This is a genomic window from Rufibacter sediminis, from assembly GCF_014269285.1.
Classification (GTDB): domain Bacteria; phylum Bacteroidota; class Bacteroidia; order Cytophagales; family Hymenobacteraceae; genus Nibribacter; species Nibribacter sediminis.
This window is the reverse complement of record NZ_JACOAF010000020.1, coordinates 289,968-309,684: the sequence shown is the minus strand read 5'-3', so window position 1 is coordinate 309,684 and position 19,717 is coordinate 289,968. Positions and strand designations below refer to the sequence as shown.

The 19,717-nt window shown below is 53.7% G+C and carries 18 protein-coding genes; 3 read left to right on the top strand and 15 right to left on the bottom strand.

The genetic code is table 11. The annotated features are described in order from the left end of the window. Positions 1-45: 45 nt before the first annotated feature. The 6 genes from H7U12_RS08000 to H7U12_RS07975 form a co-directional block, all read right to left on the bottom strand. Entirely contained in the window at positions 46-2,064 is a 2,019-nt protein-coding gene (locus tag H7U12_RS08000) for a DUF3857 domain-containing protein (protein ID WP_186635635.1), read from the bottom strand. A 90-nt stretch (positions 2,065-2,154) separates the two neighbouring features. Next, positions 2,155-4,068, bottom strand: a complete 1,914-nt coding sequence (locus H7U12_RS07995; protein ID WP_186635631.1) for a DUF3857 domain-containing protein — start codon at positions 4,066-4,068, stop codon at positions 2,155-2,157. Between the two features lie 30 nt (positions 4,069-4,098). Beyond that, a complete protein-coding gene (locus tag H7U12_RS07990) occupies positions 4,099-6,132 on the bottom strand; it encodes a DUF3857 domain-containing protein (RefSeq protein WP_186635628.1) in 2,034 nt (677 codons plus the stop codon). 399 nt (positions 6,133-6,531) lie between these two features. Then, positions 6,532-7,800, bottom strand: a complete 1,269-nt coding sequence (locus H7U12_RS07985) for a carboxypeptidase-like regulatory domain-containing protein (RefSeq protein ID WP_186635625.1) — start codon at positions 7,798-7,800, stop codon at positions 6,532-6,534. 91 nt (positions 7,801-7,891) lie between these two features. Continuing rightward, positions 7,892-9,250, bottom strand: coding sequence for a sensor histidine kinase (locus H7U12_RS07980; protein ID WP_186635622.1), 1,359 nt, complete (start codon positions 9,248-9,250; stop codon positions 7,892-7,894). Then, positions 9,240-10,619: a sigma-54-dependent transcriptional regulator gene (locus H7U12_RS07975; protein ID WP_186635619.1), complete on the bottom strand. Its 1,380-nt coding sequence runs from the start codon at positions 10,617-10,619 to the stop codon at positions 9,240-9,242. Before H7U12_RS07975 ends, H7U12_RS07980 begins: the two co-directional genes overlap by 11 nt. A 38-nt stretch (positions 10,620-10,657) precedes the next feature. Between H7U12_RS07975 and H7U12_RS07970 the strand changes: the two genes are divergently transcribed. Continuing rightward, the gene (locus H7U12_RS07970) at positions 10,658-10,819 is read left to right on the top strand and encodes a hypothetical protein (protein WP_186635616.1); all 162 of its coding nucleotides are present in this window, start codon (positions 10,658-10,660) and stop codon (positions 10,817-10,819) included. Between the two features lie 247 nt (positions 10,820-11,066). On the opposite strand, the gene H7U12_RS07965 is transcribed toward H7U12_RS07970, so the two are convergent. From H7U12_RS07965 to H7U12_RS07925, 9 genes are all read right to left on the bottom strand, one after another. Continuing rightward, positions 11,067-12,014, bottom strand: a complete 948-nt coding sequence (locus H7U12_RS07965; protein ID WP_186635611.1) for an adenylate/guanylate cyclase domain-containing protein — start codon at positions 12,012-12,014, stop codon at positions 11,067-11,069. Between the two features lie 67 nt (positions 12,015-12,081). Further along, positions 12,082-12,360 (bottom strand): GNAT family N-acetyltransferase, encoded by a 279-nt coding sequence (locus H7U12_RS07960; protein WP_186635608.1) that lies wholly within the window; start codon positions 12,358-12,360, stop codon positions 12,082-12,084. Positions 12,361-12,383: 23 nt separating this feature from the next. Continuing rightward, positions 12,384-13,022 carry an alpha/beta hydrolase gene (locus tag H7U12_RS07955; protein ID WP_186635604.1) on the bottom strand — a complete coding sequence of 213 codons (639 nt, stop codon included), beginning with the start codon at positions 13,020-13,022 and terminating at the stop codon, positions 12,384-12,386. Between the two features lie 5 nt (positions 13,023-13,027). Further along, on the bottom strand, positions 13,028-13,582 hold the full coding sequence (locus H7U12_RS07950) for an NADPH-dependent FMN reductase (RefSeq protein ID WP_186635601.1): 555 nt from the start codon (positions 13,580-13,582) through the stop codon (positions 13,028-13,030). A 43-nt stretch (positions 13,583-13,625) separates the two neighbouring features. Further along, positions 13,626-14,000 (bottom strand): cupin domain-containing protein, encoded by a 375-nt coding sequence (locus H7U12_RS07945; RefSeq protein ID WP_186635598.1) that lies wholly within the window; start codon positions 13,998-14,000, stop codon positions 13,626-13,628. 71 nt (positions 14,001-14,071) lie between these two features. After that, positions 14,072-15,013: a ring-cleaving dioxygenase gene (locus tag H7U12_RS07940; RefSeq protein ID WP_186635595.1), complete on the bottom strand. Its 942-nt coding sequence runs from the start codon at positions 15,011-15,013 to the stop codon at positions 14,072-14,074. 9 nt (positions 15,014-15,022) lie between these two features. Further along, entirely contained in the window at positions 15,023-15,733 is a 711-nt protein-coding gene (locus H7U12_RS07935) for a pirin family protein (protein WP_186635592.1), read from the bottom strand. Between the two features lie 119 nt (positions 15,734-15,852). Then, positions 15,853-16,389 (bottom strand): YceI family protein, encoded by a 537-nt coding sequence (locus H7U12_RS07930; RefSeq protein WP_186635589.1) that lies wholly within the window; start codon positions 16,387-16,389, stop codon positions 15,853-15,855. A 309-nt stretch (positions 16,390-16,698) separates the two neighbouring features. Next, positions 16,699-17,157 (bottom strand): nuclear transport factor 2 family protein, encoded by a 459-nt coding sequence (locus tag H7U12_RS07925; protein ID WP_186635586.1) that lies wholly within the window; start codon positions 17,155-17,157, stop codon positions 16,699-16,701. A gap of 349 nt (positions 17,158-17,506) precedes the next feature. Between H7U12_RS07925 and H7U12_RS07920 the strand changes: the two genes are divergently transcribed. Further along, the gene (locus H7U12_RS07920; protein ID WP_186635583.1) at positions 17,507-18,757 is read left to right on the top strand and encodes an efflux RND transporter periplasmic adaptor subunit; all 1,251 of its coding nucleotides are present in this window, start codon (positions 17,507-17,509) and stop codon (positions 18,755-18,757) included. Between the two features lie 261 nt (positions 18,758-19,018). Continuing rightward, positions 19,019-19,708 carry an ABC transporter ATP-binding protein gene (locus H7U12_RS07915; protein WP_186635580.1) on the top strand — a complete coding sequence of 230 codons (690 nt, stop codon included), beginning with the start codon at positions 19,019-19,021 and terminating at the stop codon, positions 19,706-19,708. Positions 19,709-19,717 lie beyond the last annotated feature (9 nt).

The window sequence follows — 19,717 nt, the reverse complement described above, 5'->3', positions numbered from 1 at the left end:
TATCTGCTCGTTTCAAGGGTCTTTTTAGTAAAACACCCCTAAAACCTAGCCTTTCTTCTTCAGTACAATTTTCTCTGCGTGTTTGGCCACCAACCTATTGTAGAATTCCCGCAGGTTTCCGTACTCACTGGCGTCAAAAAAGGTTTTGTTGATGCTGAGTTTACTCATGATTTGCAGTTTCCCGTCGGCCATTTGGGCCACATAGGTGAATTTAGCGGCATTGTTGGGCAATGAAAGAGTGGCCGGTTTGGGCAGTTCCTCCAGTTCATAGCCCTCGGGCAGTTGGTAGTTGAACACATACGTTTCGTCTACCGGGGCGGCGAAGTCAATGGGGTATAGCCGCGTGGCCAGCTTAAATGGATTCTCTCCCTGCGCGTGGGTGAGCATGGGCGACAGGTAAAGCAGGGAGGCCGGAGCCGTGTCGCCGGCTCTGTTCAGCTGGTACTCTTTCCGGAAGTTCTCCTGCAGGTTGTCCAGGTTGTGGAGCTTGATCTGCTGCCGCACCCAGTCTGTTCCGGCATTGGCGAACTCCTTGAGATACGTCTCCTGCCCTTTGTCCCGGATGGCGGACCGGGCCTGCAGGGCTGGCACGCCGCGGAAATCCTCGGTTAAGGTGCCGGTCACTTCGCCGGTAGGCAATATCTTAAGCTGACCGCTGACGTATTGGATATTTCTCTCAGAACCGGTGAGCGGCATCCATTTCCCCTCGGGGCCATTCATCACCCAGCCCTGGCCGTTCAGGCAGCGCAGCGGCAGCATCCCGAAGGGCAGGTCTTTCTCGGTGGCATCCAGCAGGTACGTTTTCGCACCCACCTGCACGCAGGAGATCACGTAGTCAAATTTACTGATCATGGGCGAGGTGGTCAGGGGCTTGCCGTGGGCGCGGGTGCTCACCAGCATGGGGTAAGCTGTAACGCCGGTTTCGCGCAGCAGGGCCGTGAGCACCAGGTTTACCTCAGCCGAAGAACCAGAGTGGTTGTCAAAGGCTTTGCGCAGGTTCTCGGTGTAGATGCGGTGCTTGCCGTCCCAGCGCATGTTGTTCTTCACGTACGCCAGTACCGCCTTTACTTTCTCCAGGGAATCGGTTTTCCCGGCCATCAGTCCGTCTGCGACTTTTTTCAGGTAGGTGGTGTTGGTGAGCTGTAGACCGAACTCATCGTCTTTCTGCAGTTCATTGGTGAAACTGGCCCAATCTCCGGAGGTGAACGTAGGTTTCTGGTCGGGGTACTGCACTTTGGAGAGCTCGAACTCAATTTTGGAGATGTACTCCTGGGCACTGGAAAGATAGGGTTCCTCGGTGAAGGCTGGTAGGTCTTTCATGGCCCACTGGTACTGCACCACCGACATGGAAAGGGAGCCGTTTTTATCCATGCTCGTGTATCCTACGTCTTCTTGCCACCTAACCGCCACCGTCTTGTGCTGTATCTTCGCGTCTTTGATATGGTACGGGTGGAAGCCATGCGATATGTGGTTGTACTCAAAGAAAGGCACCATGCCCACGCGGTATTCACTCCATTTCACCGGAATGCGGTGCTGGAACTCCCACTCGCGCAGCAGCTTGATGAAGTCTGATTTTATGGTATAGCTCAGCTCAATGACAGAACCCACTTTCACTCCGGGCATGGTCAGCTTTTTCAGGTACCAGTTGGCATCCTGCTTCTCGTCAAAAATCGCTTGCTCGTCCAGCTTCAGCTTCACGGTTTCGCCGTTCTCCAGATTATAGGTCACTCCTTTCACATTGAGCACCTCCTCCTTGTTGCCATCGCGGCGGCGGTAGTAGGGAATAACGAAATCAGCCTGGTCTAGGCCGTTCTTCTTGAGGATCTTGATTCTGATGAGGCGCTTGAACTGGAGTTGGGTGCCTTTGGTGAACAGGAAAGACGACTCGCCCAGGTCATACAGCACCACGGCGGCGGCGCTGGTGTCTGGCGCGTACGAGGTCATCTTCAGGTCTTCAGGGGTGACCTGGCCCATCTTGAACGGGTCTTCAGCAAAGCCCGGCGTAACCACGCCTACCACCAACAGCAGCAGAACCAGCCAAGGCTTCAGAAATCTAGTATTCATACGTCATAAAGGGATAAAGATGGAATAGCGGCAGTTTTAGGAAACCAGCCCCTAAACGGTGCTGTTTACACGGCTTAGGGGCTGGAGGCATCAGGTGGTCTCGGCGGCCAGCACCACTTGCTGCTGATCGGCGCGGGAGATCTGTTTCAGGAAATTGACCAGTTCTTTGTACTGCTCCGGTTTATGTCGGCTTTTGTGCATGGTGAGCTGGCGCACATACACCAGCTTGTTGCCCTTCATCTGCACCTGTGCCTGGTACTCGCCAAAGATGGAGGCGATTTTCACGGGCTGCGGCATGCTCTCGGTTTTGTAACCGGCCGGAATCTCGTACTCCACGGAGTCTACGTCATGGAACGCCATGGGCCAGATGACATCGTACTTGCGCCCCTCGGTGAAGGTGGGCGACGAGGTCCAGCGGTTCATGAGGTTAGGCGTAATGAAGAGGCGTCTGCCGCTCACCGAGGCCACTTTAGGCAGCTCCAGTTGCAGTTTCTCCCTGACCTGCGGCTCTCCTTTTACTTTCTCCAGGTTGTAGCCCTTGATCTCGAAGGCCGGGATCTGGGTGTTCTTGTACAGCCATTTAAGCTGCTCTTCTGGCGTGTAATGCTGCACTACTCCTTTGCGGTCTTCGTGCTGCGTTCCGGCGTACTGGGTAATCGCTTCTCCTACGCCGCTCCCCTGGGTGTTGAGTTTCACCTGGATGGTGCGTTTCTGGGTGTTGTCAAAGGCGGTAAAACGGGGAGTAGACACCAGTTTACCACCCTCGGGGGTAATCAGGAGTGAGTAGCGGTCTCCGGTAGAGGAACCGGTGTAACCGGCATCGGCCATTTGGCTCGTACATTCCAGCCAAACAGTATCCTTGGCCATGGGCACGCACACCACCACGTGGTTGAACTGGCTGTTGGGGAAGCTCTTGAGCACCGGCCGGTTGTCTTCTCCGGCGTAGATGAGCGCGTAGTGGCTTTTGATACCCGCTACCTCCAGCAGAGCTTTGGTGTAATTGCTGAGGGCCTTGCAGTCACCGTAGCCTTTGCTGTCTACCATGGTGGCCTCAAACGGCTGCCAGCCGCCAATGCCCAGCTGAATGGACACGTAGCGCGTTTTGTTCTGCATGAACTGGTAAATAGCTTTCACCTTGGCTTCCGGCGTAGGCAAATCTTTGACCAGCGCCAGAACCTGTTGCTTGGTAGCCTCGGGAAGCTGATCACGGCCTACGTTCAGCTTGTTCTGCCACTCCCCGAAGGACTGCCACGTCTCCAGACTTCCGGCGTAGCCCTGCACCTCAAAGGTAGCCGGCGCCGTACGCACCATCGGTATCAACTCAGAGAAAGAAGGGCCGTACATCTCCCGTTCAATGGGCGCCAGGTCTTTCACTTGCCAGCTGTAGACCTGTTGCGCTCCCTCCTGCTTGACGTTTACTTTCTCCGGCACCAGTTGCTCATAGTACCGCAGCGGCATTCCAGCGGGCATGATCACCTGAAACGAGGCTTTCTCTACGGCCAGTTTCTCGCCGTCCAGCGGAGCCCAGCCTGTATAAAACAGCATGTTGTTAGAGGTGGTTTGGTACTCAAACTCCACCGTGTACGGGTAAGAAGGCAGCGATATGGCCGCCACTTTCACCCGGTTGTCTTCATACAAAGAGAAATCGCTGGTGTTGCTGTAATCCTTGATGTCAGACGCTTTCAAGGTGGCGGCTTTCTTGCCCAGCATGTCATAGACCGTTCCTTTGATGTAGTCTACTTTGTTGAGCTTGTCATAGGGCACCACCAGTTGGGCGTGTCTTTTCCCTTCCTCGTTCAGGACGGTGATCACGCGCTTGATGCGTTCTGTGGCCGATTTTGGGGAAGTAACCGTAAACGTGGTTTCCTCCGTCCGGATCACGGCGTTGGAGCCTTTGGACAAGGCGGGGCTGATGGTGAACGCCGCATAGGTGGGCGTGTCTCCGGCCCAGGCAGCCGTGCTTACCAGCAGGCCGAGCAGGAGCGCGGTTAGTCGTTTTTGCATGAGTTTTCGAAAATTAAGCCTAAAACCAGATTACCCTTTTTTCTTCAGCACAATCTGCTCGGCGTGTTTGGCGATCATCTGGGTGTAGAACTGCTTCAGGTACGTGTATTCCTCGGCGTAGAACACCGGCCGCGAGATGGTCACTTTGCTCATCACCTGAATCTTGTTACCGATTACCTGCAAGGCATAGGTGAACCGTCCGCCGTTTTCTGGCAGGGCGATGATGACGTTCTTGGGCAGTTCCTCTACCGCGTACCCGTCTGGGATGGTGAAATTACAGATGTACACCTCCTCAGTAGGGTGCCCGAAATCTACCGGGTACTTGCGGTTTTCGTTCTTGAACGGGTTGTCCTGCTGCGCCTTCAGGAGCATGGGGTTCAGGTAGATGATGTCTTTGGGCTGGGTGTCTCCCGCACTGGTTACCTCATACTGCAGGCCCATGGGCTTGTACAGGTCTTTGAAGTTCTGCAGCACCGGGGCTTTGCGCTCCAGCTGGTTCTGGCTGCTCACCAGTTTCTCCAGGAATTTGGTTTCACCGGCTTCCTGCACGTTGTGCCGCATGCTCAGGGCCCAGATACCGTTGGTGGACTGCATTACTTTACCGCTCATCACACCAGTGGCCAGGATCTGAAGATCGGCGTTGATGAGCTCCGTGGTGCGGTTAGAAGACTGAAGCGTTACCCAATCGCCTTTTTCTTTGGAAACCAGCCAGCCTCGGCCGTTTAGGCAATGCTTGGGCAGCGTGCCCAGAGGCATCAGGGGATCAGTGGCATCCATGAGGACCTCTTTGTCACCCACCTTGGCGTAGGCAATCACGTAGTTGAACTTGCTCAGGACCGGCGAGTAAGGAACGCGGCCGTTGTCACGGGTACTCATCACCACCGGGTAGGCCTCAAACCCGGCATCGCGCAGCATGGCCACCAGCATGAGGTTGATATCGGCCACGTTTCCGGTTTTGGTGTCATAGGCCTTACGGAGGCTGGAAGTCACGTATTTGCCCCCCTGCCCGTTCCACTTCACTGACTTTTTCACAAATTCATAGATAGAGTTGAGGCGGGCCAGCGTATCGGTGGCGGCCGGCAGGGCCGCTACCTCGCTTTTGAAGAAACCGGTGCGGTTCAATTGTAAGCCAAAACGTTCGTCGGTCATCAACTCCTCTGTGAGGCTGCTCCAGTTACCGGCAATCCGCTTGGGAACCTGGCTCGGGTAGCGCACCCATTCTAATTCAAACTCAATCTTGGAGACATAGTCATTGAGGGTGGTGATGTACGATTCTGAGGCGATGGCCGGCACGTCTTTCATCACCCAGCGGTGGTTCACAGATTTGGCGTTCACCGTCTCTGAGCCGCCGGGCGTGCGTCCGCCGCCCATGCCAGCCTCTATGGAACTGCTCCAGCGCACGGTAAAGCTCATGGTGGAGGGCACTGACTCGCTCACCACGAAAGGCTCATAGCCCTGCGGGATCTGCTTGTACTCAAAATACTCTGGGATAGCGGCCCGGTACTCGCTATACATCACCGGAATAGATTGCTGGAAAGTCCAGTCGCGGAGGTTGAAGAGGAAGTCAGAGGTGATGGTGTACGAAATCTCCAGCACGGAGCCTTCTTTCACGGCGGGCAGGGTAAACTTCTTGTTGAACCAGTTGGCGGATTCCTTTTCGTCAAAGATGGCTTTGTCCTCCATTTTCACTTTCACCATTTTACCGGCTTCCATGTTGTAGGTAGCGCCTTTGACGTTGATCACCTGCTCTTTGCTGCCGTTCCGCTGGTAATACGGAATCACGAAGTTGGCCCAGTCATAGCCGGTTTTCTTTAAGATCTTGATGCGGGTCACCCGCTCAAAATTCACTTTGAAATCTTCGCCGTAAGAAAAGTAAGAGCGTCCGTAATCGGCTAGGATGACGGCGGCGGCGCTGGTGTCTTTGTCATAGGACTTCATGTTGAGTTCCTGCTCTGTCACCTTCCCGAACTTGACGGGAGCTTCCTGCCCGAAAACCGAAAAATGGAACAGAACGAATACCACGGCCAGCAAAGACCGCGTGTTAAAAAGGGTAGAGGTGGGCATAGAGCGGGGCTATTATGGTGTAAAAAGGATTGATTAATGGATAGTAATATTATAGAGCGCTTTTAATGAAAGCCAGCGTAATAAATTTTCTTGTATAGATATCTGGTTGATACAAAGCCTGCTGGCAGGGCTGCCAAATGGCGCTGACCTATAGAGCTATTTCTTTTCTGTATATAATATTGGTATAGATGTAAGAGAAGTTGCCCACCTCGTCCTTTCCCGCAGAGCCCCGGCCTTCTCCTACTAAAAATAGTAATAATTGATGCTGTTGAAGAATTTCAACCCAATATATCCCAATTTTTGAGACTAATTGCTATACCCTCCCATAATTTAGAAAAGTTCTATTTTCTTTTTCTATTGATAGTGCCTTGGCTCGCTAGAATTCAAGTTTTCAGCCAGTTACTCCGCAGTGGGTGCGTAATCCAGGGGCAGCATTTCGGCCAGCTTTTCCCAGCCCCAGTACCCTTCCACAAAATGCGAATGCGGGTTCAGGATCATGCCGTTGGGTTCTATGAACGTGTAGGGCTCCGTCAAAGAAAGCAGGGAGTTCTGGAAAGACGGGGCTCGGCGTTGCGAGAAAAGGCTTTGGTTCACAAAACCCAGTTCTTCCTTCTCTTTGGTGTATACCACGTTCAGGATATCCTCAAACTGCAACCGCAGCCGGTCACCAGACGCGTCTGGCCTCACCAACTGCTCGTACGGGATAGGGTCTTTGTACAGGTAGGCCACGGTTTTATCCAGGCGTTTCATGCGCAGCCAGTACTGGAGGCTGTCTTCCGGTTCGCCGCTTTTGTGAATAGTGATGGTCCCTGACGCTAAGGCTCTGGCCCGCTTCAACCCGGCCTGAATCTCCTCTTCGGGCGGACGGCTGGGGTTGGGCCGGCGCTGCATCTTCCGCACGTTGAAACCTTCGGCCTCCAGATTCCTATTATAAAGCGCGCGCGCAAAATGCATAAGGGAGCCACGGTAGGCTTTCAGCCGGGCCTCTTGCCAGCGTTTCGCCTGCGCTTTGCTGCGGGGCTTCATCGCCTCGTATCGGGGATACCCGGCATGGAACGTCTGCTGGTTGGCGAAATTAACCTTGAAATCAGCCAGCTCAAAATGCACCCGGTAGCCCAGGGCTTTGCTTTCAATGATCAAAGGCTTCACGGCCTCGGCGGTCAGTTCCTGCGTTTCCGGATCGAAATGGAAATACAGCACCTCTGGGTTGAGGATCTCGGTTTTGGCGGCATTGGCGGTCTGCCCGATGAAGTTCTTCAGGAATACCCCGTAGTTATAGCGCCAGTTGGAGTCGGGCCGAATGACGATTTCCTGCAAAGCGTTGGCCCTGGCCAGGAGCTCAAACCGGAAGGAGAGCTGTTTCCCGGCCGTTAAAGTCACTTTGTGGGTCAGGGTTTCATAACCCAGGAAAGACACCACCAGCTCATGCGTCCCGGCGGGCAATCCGGTAAGCTTGAACGTGCCGTTCTCCGCGGAGTTGGTGCCAAAGGTAGTCTGCGCAATGTAAACCGTGGCAAAGCCCAGCGGCTGTTTGGTCTGGGCATCCACAATCGCCCCCACCACACTCGCACTCTGCCCATACGTTTTCCCGCTGAAGGGGAACACGAGCAGGGCAAGAAGCAGCAGCGGCCAGAACGGCCTGAAGGATTCACGGGCGGGAAGCGGCATAACAGAGGCTTTTACCCAAGAAAGATACGCACCGGCCTTCCATTCTGTTAGAGCAGACGCTCTATTTTAACATTCTTTAACTAAAAACGGGCTAAAAACGCAGTGTGAAAGTAGTGCCCTCGCCCAGCTCTGAGCTTACGGTTAAAGAACCTTTGTGCAGCCGCATGATCTGCCGCGACAAACTCAGGCCAATGCCCGTGCCCGTAGGCTTGGTGGTGTAGAAAGGCAGGAAAATCTGCTCCAAAGCTTCTTCGGCAATGCCACTCCCGTTATCGGTGACCTGGATGACCACGCGGCTGTCCTGGTCCGGGAAGGCCTCTAGCTGCAGGGTTTTGGTGGGTTGATCAGCCAGGGCGTGGATGGCGTTCCGAATCAAGTTGATGAGCACCTGCTCCACCAGTTCGCGGTCAGCGAGCACCTGCAATCCGTTCTCCGGGCAGTTCACCTCCAGCACAATGTTCTCGCGTATCAGCTCTTCCTGGAACAGCGTCTGGAGCTGCTTGAGCATCTGAGGCACGGAGAAGAACTGCTGTTGGGGCACCGGCACCCGGGCCAAACTCCGGAAATCCTGCACAAAGCGCACCAGCCCCTGGCTGCGGCGTTCAATGGTTTGCAGGGCCAGGCCCATGTCTTCGGTTTCCTCACGCTGCAACAGAATCTGCTCAGCTGGTTGGGCCTCCAGCACGTCCTGGATATCGGCGGCCACGCTGCCCGCCAATGATGAGATAGGCGTCACCGAATTCATGATCTCGTGGGTGAGTACCCTGATGAGATTCTGCCAGGCTTCCATTTCCTTTTCCTCCAGTTCGCGCTGGATGTTCTGGATAGAAGCCAGCCGGAAATCCTCGCCACGCATGACCAGGTCCACCACAAACAGAGACACCGGCACGCGCTCTTTGCCGCGCTTGAGGTGCAGCACCACGCTCTGCCCGGCGGGCAAGGTCAGCAACTGCTCCACCAACTGGGGTGCCTCACGCCTAAGGTGTTCCACGTGGGAAAGCTGCGGAACTTGCAGCAGCCGCTTGGCCGCGTTGTTGATGAGCTGTATCTCGCCGGTTTTCTTGAACGTGATGATGCCGATACCTATGTGCTGCACCACCGCCTGGTAATACTGCGTGGTGGCTTCCTTCTCTGAGCGGATGTCCCTGAACTTCCGGATCACTTCATTGTAGCGCTGGTAGAGCTCGTCAAAGACCTTGCCCTCGTTGCGCGAAGAGAAAACCTCTGAGAAATCATCGTACTTAATGGTGTTCAGGAACTTGATGAGCCGCTCCGTGGTGCGCTCAATATAACGGATTAAGGCGATGGTCTGGACCGCGATGAGGATGCCCAGCGCCACTTGCGTAGCCATCAGGGTAGACTTGAACCCCAACCGGAAAAACAGGAACACCGAGGCTACCAGCAGCAGCACCCGCACAATCACCTGGAAACGGAAATTCTTAAAGCCCATACTTCTCCAAGCGGCGGTACAGCGATGCTCGGGACAAGCCCAGTTCTTTGGCGGCTTTGGAAATGTTGCCGTCGTACTTGCCCATGGCTTTGACTACGGTGGCGCGCTCCACCTCGTCCAGGTTATGCGTTTCAGGGACGTTTTCTGAAAAAGAGGGCTGATTCATCTGCAAAAAGAAGAAGTCCTGCGGCTGCAGCACATGGTTTTCTGAGATGATGGAAGCCCGCTCCAGCACGTGCTCCAGTTCCCGGATGTTACCGGGCCAATCATATCGGCGCAGCCGCTCCAAAGCCGCCGTGGAGAGCGATTTGGCGGGTTGCTTGTATTTCTGAGCGTAGCGTTTCAGAAAATGGTCTACCAGCAGCGGCAGATCTTCCAGACGGTCGCGCAAGGCGGGCAGATTCAGCTCGATGGTGTTGATGCGGTACAGTAAATCCTGCCGGAATCGGCCTTGCTGCACCATCTGCTGCAAAGGCATGTTGGTGGCGCAGATGAGCCGCACGTTAATGGGAATGGGTTGCCCGGTGCCTACCCTGATCACCTCGCGGCGCTGCAAGACGGTGAGCAGTTTGGCCTGCATGGCCATAGACAAATTCCCGATCTCGTCCAGAAATAAGGTGCCGCCGTTGGCCATCTCGAAACGGCCCACGCGGTCTTCCCGGGCATCGGTAAACGCGCCTTTCTTGTGCCCGAAGAGTTCGCTTTCAAATAGCGTCTCGGTGAGCGAACCCATGTCCACGGAGATAAACACCTTATCGGCGCGGGTTGATTGCTGGTGCAAACTGCGGGCGATGACTTCCTTTCCGGTGCCGTTTTCGCCCAGAAGCAGCACATCGGCATCGGTTTTGGCTACGCGGTGCATGAGGTGCAGCAGTTGCTGCATGGCCGGACTCTGGCCGGTAATCAGGTTCACGTTCTGGCTCAGTTGTGAGGCCAGCGCGCTGTTGGTTTTCTTGAGCGTGGAAATCTCCTTGTAAGAGGTCTTCAGCTTAGCCGCCGCCGACAAGGTGGCAATCAGTTTCTCATTTTGCCAAGGCTTGAGCACGAAATCGGTGGCACCTTCTTTCAAAGCCCGCACCGCCATCTCCACATCGCCGAAGGCCGTGATCATGATCACCACCGCGCTGGGGTCTTTGGTCAGGATTTCCTTGAGCCAGTAAAAGCCTTCGTTGCCGCTGGTGGTATCTTCCCGGAAGTTCATGTCCAGCAGGATGAGATCGTAGGTGTCATGGTTCAGGAGGAACGGGATCTTGCGCGGGTCTTTCTCAATGAGCACCTGCTGGGCGTACTTCTTCAGCAGCATCTTGGCCGAGAAGAGAATGTCCTCGTTGTCGTCTATGATCAGGATCTTGCCTAGGTTCTGTTCCACGGGTTTCGGTTACGTTTTGGCAAAAGTACACCTAAACTGTGCCAGACCAGGAAAAACGCGCTGAAACGGCTGGCAAGGTGAATTTACAAAATCCAACCGATATGGCAGTGTTCGAGGGTGAACAAAAAGTGTCCGCTGGTGAACAGGTAGCAACCAAGCAATTCGCCGTTTTCAACCTGTTTTTGAGAAAATGCCGCTAAAACGGAATTCAACCGTTCGAAGAGCTTTATAGGGGCAATCCCTTGTGGTTGCCCTTTCTGGTAAATGATCGGAAATGGGCCATCCTTCTATGGTTCCTCTCTATGGCGCGGAAGTTACTTCCGTGACTTGCCTAAACGTTCCTTAAGTCACGGAAGTAACTTCCGCGCCATAGAGGGACTGAACGGAAAAGGGCAACCACAAGGGATTGCCCCTACTTTTACTGAAACGGGCGTAAAACGCCAGAATTTATTCGGGCTGCGGAGCGATGGCGGCGTACTGAAAAGGCTTGCCGATGAGCCGGACTTCAAACGGAGCGCTGACGCCTTTCAGGCGGATGTTGGCGCTACCGGCGACGTACGGAGGGTTTCGCAAGAGCGAGAAAGCCCGCTCTGAGATGACGAAGCTGTTGTTCAGGTCTTTGGTGGCGGCTTGCAAGCGGGCCGCGATGTTCACCGGGAAGCCCATTACCGAGAGCGAGTTCTGCCCTACGCCCACATCGCCGTAGATTACCTGCCCTACGTGCACGCCAATGCCTACTTCAAAATAATGGTTGAAATAGGCTTTGATGTACGTGTTGTTGAAAATCTTGACATCCTCCTGAATCTTGAGCCCGGCCAGCACCGCCGATTCCGTTGCCTGCTTTATTTTGGAATTCAGGCCGAAAACGGCGTACAGGCCATCGCCCGCTGTGTCAATGATTCGGCCGTCGTACTGCTCAATGGCGTTGCGGAACAGCGTGAGGATGCGGCGCATGATGTGAATCACGTCAAACGGAAGGTTCTCTTCCATGAAAGGCGTGAAGTTGCGGATATCAATGAAGAACAAGGCCATTTTGCGCCGGTTGCCCAGCACTTCGTCAGCGCCTTTGTTTTCTCCGTTGATAAAGATGTACCGGTCAATGTCGTCTTTGATGAGCCGGTGCACCTGCACGCCTTCGCCCTGCACGCACGTCTGGCAGGCCAGCCGCACATTGTCCGGGAAATGCTTTACCGCCTTGATGGTCTTTTCAAAGGAATTCACCGCAGACAGGTTCTCGGCACCTTCCAGCACCAGCACGCGGCAGGTGGTGCACTGCCCTTTTCCGCCGCAGGCGTGGTAATGCGGAATGCCCGCCTGTAAAGACGCGGCCAGCAGCGTTTGGTTTTCTGCCACCGGAACGGTTTTCTCCCCTTTGAACTCGACCTGAAAGGACATAGGCTTTACATCTAACTAAGTGGAACCAGCGCCTGAGGGGCCCTACTTTCTACGCTACAGCTCCCTCTTACTTCTTAACCAGTGTCTGGTATTCTGGGTGCTTCTGAAGATAAGCGGCCATGTACGGGCACAACGGCACCAGCTCCAATTTCTCGTCGGCAATGTAGGTTAGCACCTGCTTGGTCAAAGCTGCCGCAATGCCCTGCCCTTCCAACTCTTTGGGTACTTTGGTATGCAGCACGGTGATCACGTTTCCCTTTAACCTGTATTCTACCACCGCGGTGCTTCCGTCTACCGTGGTTTCAAACCGATGCGCTGCCGGGTTGTTTTTGATGTCTAGTTCCATGGCTATCTTCTTGCTGAATGGGGTTATTCACTTATCTGAGCGCTGCTCAACATTTCCTTGGCCAGGTTTATTTCTTCCTGCAGAATGGTGTGGGGCCGGCCTTTGTAGATCTTCTTCGTGACCACGGCGCCCATTCCTTCCAGAACCTTGACGGTTTCCTCTACCCTACTCACGGGCACGTGCGGGTCTGGGTCACCGGTGGTAATAAGGATGGGGGTGTTCTGGAAGTCTCCTTTGTAGTGGCTGGTGTCTAGCTGCGGACCAATCAGGCCGCCGGTGAACAGGAACAACCCACCAAATTGCTGGGCGTTTCTGGCGGCATATTCTGAAGTAAGGCAAGCACCCTGCGAGAAACCCAACAGGTAGATATTCTGGCTGCTGATGCCTTCTCCGGCAATGGTTTTCACCAGGTCATGGATTTCCTCTAAAGCAGAGTCCAGCGCGGGTTGGTTTTGCTCGGTGGGCGCCATGAAGCTGTACGGGTACCAGCTATGGTTGGTGGCTTGCGGTGCGAACAAAGAAAAGTCGTCTACCGGCAGATGATCCGCCAAAGACAAGATGCTTTCCGCGGAGGCCCCGCGGCCATGAACCATGATCAGGGCCTTGCCGGTTTCAGACAAAGGCTTGCCGTGCGAGATGACTTGTTTTTTGTGGGTATACATAGCGTTTATTGTAACACGTGGGTGGCCTGAATAGCTTGCCCTAACCAAAGAAAATCATCCAGGAATTTATCCAGGCGGCTGGCGTAGCCGGCATCTATTAATTGACCATCCTGAAAAAGCGTCTGCACCTTGGGCGTGAGCAGGGCGTTTGGCAACACAATTCCGTTCAGAGTAAGGGCGTAGTGCTGCAGGCTTTTGGCCGCGTTGATGCCACCCAGCATCCCCGCCGAGACGGTCACAATCCCGAAGGGTTTATGAAAATACTCTTTGTAGAAATAGTCTAGGGTATTTTTGAGGGCGCCGGAGTAGCTTCCGTTGTGTTCTGGTGAAACCAGGACCAAACCATCGCTCTGGGCTATGGCGGCGCTGGTCTCCTTCATCTGCTCAGAAGGATTAGCAGTTTTGTCAAAGGTATTTTCCAGCAAAGGAAAGTTCAATTCGCGAACGTCCAGCAAATGGATGATGTGGCCTTTTTCTTCCAGTCTTCTTCCCACTTCCAACGCCACCTGGTGGGATTGCCGCTGCGGGCGGGCGCTCCCAGATACTACTACTAGTTTCATGGTGTGTTTTTTAAAAATCAATGGTAAACGCTTTCCGCCATAACTATTTGGGTGCGTTCGGTTTCAAGGTAATAAAAAGGGAGCTTCTAACCGCGGGAATCAGATTTTTGGTGCGGTGGCCTTTGCCGGTGGTGTCTTCCACCAGCAGAATGTCGCTGGCTTTGAATTGCCGCTTTGCACCCAGGGAGGTTTCAATCTCTATCTCACCGTCCAGGAGCACAATGTACTGCCGGGCCGGAGCCGTGTGGAAGTCATAGTCATAGCTGGGTAAAACCTTCCGGAAGATGATGCTTTCCACCTCCTCGGGTTCTGACAGGAAGCCAATGTCCCCCGCAGAACGCAGGGGCTTGGCCATCTCCTCAAAATGGCTTTCTCCGTGGGCATCCGCGTACACGCGGGTTATATGGAATACGTCCATTTATGGTCTGATTTCAAGAAAACGGGCCTAAAAAGCCGCTTCAGTGTTGACGTGAAGCGGCTTTCCTGTTTTTAGTCCAGATTGGGTAAAACGGCCTCAATTTCGGCGCGGCGTGGTTCGTACTGCGGCGGAAGCAACAGGCTGGAACCTAGTTTGTCCCAAGGCTCATCAATCCCGAAGCCCGGATTGTCAGTAGCTATCTCAAACAGCACACCACCCGGCTCTCTAAAGTACAGCGAGTAGAAGTAGTTGCGGTCAATTTTCTCGGTGATTTGCAGACCCAGACCGGCGCGTCTTACTTTCTCCTGAAAATGCATGAGGGTTTCCTCGTCTTTCACCCGGAACGCGATGTGGTGGTTGGTACCGGCTCCGCCGATTCCCCGCGCCTCGTTGGGCAGTTCTACCAAGTCAATGATAGCGGCGTGCTCCACGGCATCGGTGATGTAGCGGTAGCGGTTGCCGCTTTTCTCCAGCAAGGTGTAGCCCAAAACATCGGTGAGAACAGCGGCGGTGCCTTTGATGTCGCGCAAAGTCAGAGTCACGCTGTGAAAGCCTTTGGTGGCTACGCTGGCGTTCACCTCGTCGGTTTCCCAGGCTACGCGGTTGTCCTGGTTTTTAGGAATCACCAACTCCAGTTTCAGGCCGTCTGGGTCCAGGAAGGTCAGGTACTGCTCGCCGAATTTTTCTGACGGCTTGTTGTAGATGACGTTGTGCTTCTCAAACCGGTTTATCCAGAAATCAAAGCTCCCTTCGGGCACGGAGTAGCCTATGTTGGTGGCCATACCAGTGCCGGCGCTGCCGCGGCGGGCGCCTTCGTACGGGAAGAAGGTTAAGATGGTACCCGCACTGCCGCGCTCATCGCCGTAGTACAGGTGGTAAGTACCGGGGTCGTCAAAGTTGACGGTTTTCTTGAGCAGGCGCAGTCCCAGGACTTTGGTATAGAAGTCTACGTTCTTTTTAGCCGAATCTGCGATGGCCGTGATGTGGTGCAGGCCTAATATTCTATTTTCCATGGTTTCTGATTAATGGTTGATAGGCACCTCTATGAGGAGGAATCTGCTATCGGTTTGGAAACTAAATTGAAGCTGATCTGTGTCCCAGAGGCCTAAGGCTTCGCGGTCGGTCAACGGTTGGTCATTTACTTGAAATGAGCCGCTGATGTTGAACACGAAGAGGCCTTTGTTCAGGGGGTTAAAAGAATACGTAAGCGGCTGGCCTTGCTCAAAGTACCCCAGAGAGAGTTTCGCGTTCTGGTTGATCCAGCAGTGGCTCTGGCCCTCCTCGTTGCTCACAATGGTGGTCAGCTGGTTGACCCGTTTCTCCTCGGGGAAAAAGCGGCGTTGGTACCGGGGCGTGATGTTCTGTAGCTTGGGTTCAATCCAGATCTGCAGAAAGTTGACCTCGTCCTGGCCCACATTGTGCTCTTCGTGCCGAAGGCCGCTGCCAGCGCTCATAATCTGTACCCAGTCTTTGTGCACGGTTTCTTTGTAGCCCAACGAGTCAATGTGGCTCATAGACCCCGAGAGCATCACGGAGATAATTTCCATGTTGGCGTGCGGGTGAATCCCGAAGCCGTTCTCCGGCGCTACGTAGTCATCGTTGAAAACCCGCAGCAACCCAAAGCCTGCCCTTACGGGATTATAGTGACCAGAAAAGCTGAGGATGAAATTGCTCTTGAGCCAGCCTATGTCTTTCAGCCCCCTTTGCGCGGGCGAATATCTCTCTAGTTGCATGCTTTTTGTTTTTGAGATTGTACGGGTAACAGGAGAAAAGAGTACCCGGCAGGACTGTTTTACACTTTGATTTTCAAAACGATGTTTAAAACAGACCAACCGGCCTTACCGGCGATCTCTTAGGCTTGCTTCACCAGCTGGATCTCGGCCTGCAGCTTGATCTCGTCGCTCACCACTACGCTTCCGGCTTCGGTCACGGCGTTCCAGGTCAGGCCAAACTCTTTGCGGCTGATCTTACCAGTGACCGTGAAACCAGCTTTGGTTTGTCCGTAAGGGTCTACCACAATACCACCGAACTCTACCTTCACAGTTACCGGTTTGGTAGTGCCTTTGATGGTCAAATCACCGTGCAGTTGGTACTCATCGCCTCCTACGTTTTCATAATTGGTAGCGGTGAAACGAACTTGCCCGTGATTCTCCGCATCAAAGAAATCCGCTGACTTCAGGTGCGTGTCGCGCTGCTCGTTGTTGGTGTTGATGGAGTTGACATCGGCGGTGAACAGGACACTGTTAGCGCTGGTGAACTGATCGTCTTCGGTTTCTGCCTCCACGTGGAAGCTCTGGAAGTAGCCTGTCACCGTGGTGATCATCAAGTGTTTTACTTTGAACTGAACTTCTGAGTGCATTGGGTCTACTGCCCATTTTGTAGTTGCCATAATTTTTCTTTTTCTATTTTAGAGGAATGGATGCTATTCTGTTTCTGAGTTGATAGGTAAAATGTATATACATTTAATGTAGATACATACGTTTGCGCCTAAAAGTTTCACAATATTTTTCCTGCTCTCCTCTAGCTCTTTAATGAAAGCTCCTGCCTCAAAGAAAAACGGCGGCCACTATCAAAGCTTATAGCTCTGGCAATGACCGCCGTTTAGAAGCCGTTTTCAGTAAAAACGTTGTAATACGCTGCGCAGAGCTGCCCTTTTCTCTTTAAGCATCTAATAGCGTAATCGCACCTGCAGACCTCCTTACTTCTTCGCCGTAGGCATGGACTGCCACAGCACATTCATAACCCACCATTTATCCTTCTCTTTCACCAGGTGGATGTAATCAATACCCCACACCGCGGTCACCTTCGCCGAGGCCGTTTTGTCGCAGATGTCCAATATCTGCACCTCCTGAATAGAGGAAGCGTTGGCCTGTTTCCCGTCCGCGTTCCAGCGTTTCGCCAGACTCACCAAGGCCTGGAAAGGCATTTCCTGCTGCTTGGAATAAGCCTGATTAGTGGCAGAGTACGAGAAGCCTCTTTTTTGCAGCAAGGGATGCACGCTGCGGTAGGCAATGGTAGTGTCTGCTTTGTAAAACGCCTGGATGTAGTCCTGGCAAGCCAATCGTACTCCGGCTTTGTCTTGCTCCGAGGAGACGCACTGCGCCCATCCGGCCCCGAAGACGGCAGACAGAAGAATAGTAGCTACAAGTTTTTTCATGTCTATAGTAAGTTGATGGAAGCAAACGAAAGCCCGGCTGCTGTACTTTTAGGAACCAGAGGTTCACGCGGCACAATGGGTGCCTTCTCGCAAGACAGCAAAATGGATTTGAAGAAACCGGCAAAAGCACTGCTTCAGCCAGAGCCGCGCTTTTCACCTGTTTTTCTTAAAAGACACGGAAACCAGAAATTGGCTGCACGAGGGCGCGGCGGGCATGTTCGCGCGTGAACAAAAAGTGTCCGCTGGCGCACACTTTAAAAACAAAGCAATTCATTTAACACTGTAAAACAGCCGTTTACAAAAATGGCACAGCTATTGGCAGAGGTACAGCAACGTAGAAGTTTTTCTCATGGACCGTATCATTGAAAAGAAGCGCTGGACACCCAAGAAGATCGCTGGATATGCCGCCGCCGTCCTGCTCATCGGGTTGGTGACCTATTTCATCGGCTTCGCCGATAACCGCTCTAAACTGAACGTGGAAAGCCAGAAAATCACCATGGCTACCGTGAGCCAGGGTTCTTTTCAGGAGTTTATTCCGGTAGATGGCACGGTGCATCCCATCAAAACCATCCTGATTCCGGCGGTGGAAGGCGGTACGGTAGACGAGAAATACCTGGAAGGTGGCAAACCGGTGAAACAAGGCGACCCTATCCTCAAACTCACCAACAACCGCCTGGTGCTGGACTTCATGAACCAGGAAACCCTCATGAACGACCTCATCAACAACCTGCAGAACTCCAAATTGAGTCTGCAACAGAATAAATTTAACCTGCGCCGCCGTCTGGCCACCTTGAACGCCCAGGTAGACGCCGCCAGAGATATCTATGAACGCAACATCTCTTTGTTTGAAGCCAAGGCCGTGTCTCAGCAGGAATTCTACAGCTTTAAAAGAGAGTATGACCGCCTGAAAGCCGAGCGGGTGATTGAACTGGAATCACAGAAATTTGAGGAAAACAACGCCCGGCAGCAGATCGCGCAACTGGAAACCACCATTTCCCGCACCAGCCGCAACCTGCGCATGATGGAAGACAACCTCAAGAACCTCTATATTAAAGCACCTATCTCCGGACAGCTTTCCTCCATTCAGGTGGAGTTGGGCACGCCGGTGCAGTCGGGGCAGGTGATTGGCCAGATAGACGACTTAAGCGGGTTCAAGGTGAAAGCCGAGCTGGACCAGCACTACGTGAGCCGGGTCTTTGCCGGACAGCAAGCTTCCTTCACCTACAACGGCCAAACCTACCCGCTGGAAATCGCGCTGGTGTACTCTGAAGTGACCAACGGCCGCTTCCCGGTAGACATGAAGTTCATCGGCAAAGTACCCGAAGGCATCCGCCGCGGACAGACCCTGCAGATCAGATTGCAATTGTCAGATCCGGCCCCGGCCGTGTTGCTGCCCCGCGGCGGGTTCTACCAAAGCACCGGCGGCGCCTGGGCCTACGTGCTGGACGAAACCGGCAAAGCTGCCACCAAGCGCAGCATCCGATTAGGCCGTCAAAACCCGGAATATTATGAAGTACTAGAAGGCCTGAAACCCGGTGAACAGGTGATTGTCTCCTCCTATGACGCCTTCAACGAGAAAGACAAACTGGAGCTGAAGTAATCTGTTTTAAGACCGTTTTGGGCAAACTAGCCTTGAAACGCTTCAGCTTTAGTTCTGAGTCCTGAGTTGAGCACGCATTCCGTCCCCCTTTGCAGGGGATAGGGGGATGATCAAGGCGGTAGAAGAACCAGAAAGCACTAGCAATAGAAGATAAAAAGATGATTCTCGGGAATGCCTGATCATCCCCCTACCCCCTTCAAAGGGGGACATTCAGCAAGAGAAATAACAATTGAACAACCAGCAATAAACAATCAAAAAGATATGTTAAAGACCGTCAATCTGCAGAAGAAATATACCACCGATGAGGTGGAGACCACCGCGCTGGTGAATGTGAACCTGAACGTGCGCCAGGGCGAGTTTGTGGCCATCATGGGGCCTTCGGGCTGCGGGAAATCGACGTTGCTCAACATCATCGGGTTGCTGGACAACCCCAGCAGCGGCGAGTTCTACTTTCTGGACAAGGAGATCTCCAAGTTCAGTGAGCGGCAGCGGGCGAACCTGCGCAAAGAGCACCTGGGCTTTGTGTTCCAGAGCTTCAACCTCATTGATGAACTGACGGTGTATGAAAACGTGGAATTGCCTTTGATTTACCTGAAGGTGGGCAACGCCGAACGCAAACAGCGCGTGGAGCAGGTACTGGAGCAGATGCAGATTGCGCACCGCCGCAACCACTTCCCGCAGCAGCTCTCGGGTGGTCAGCAGCAACGGGTAGCCATCGCCCGGGCCGTGGTTTCCAAACCAAAACTGCTGCTCGCGGATGAGCCTACCGGTAACCTGGACTCGGCCCACGGCCAGGAAGTGATGCAATTGCTGAGCAGCCTCAACGAGCAAGGCACCACCATTGTGATGGTCACCCACTCCCCCACAGACGCTGATTACGCCCACCGCATTGTGAACCTGTTTGACGGGCAGATCATCTCTGAGAATGTGAAGGAACTCGCTATTCTGTAAGCCCGCAAG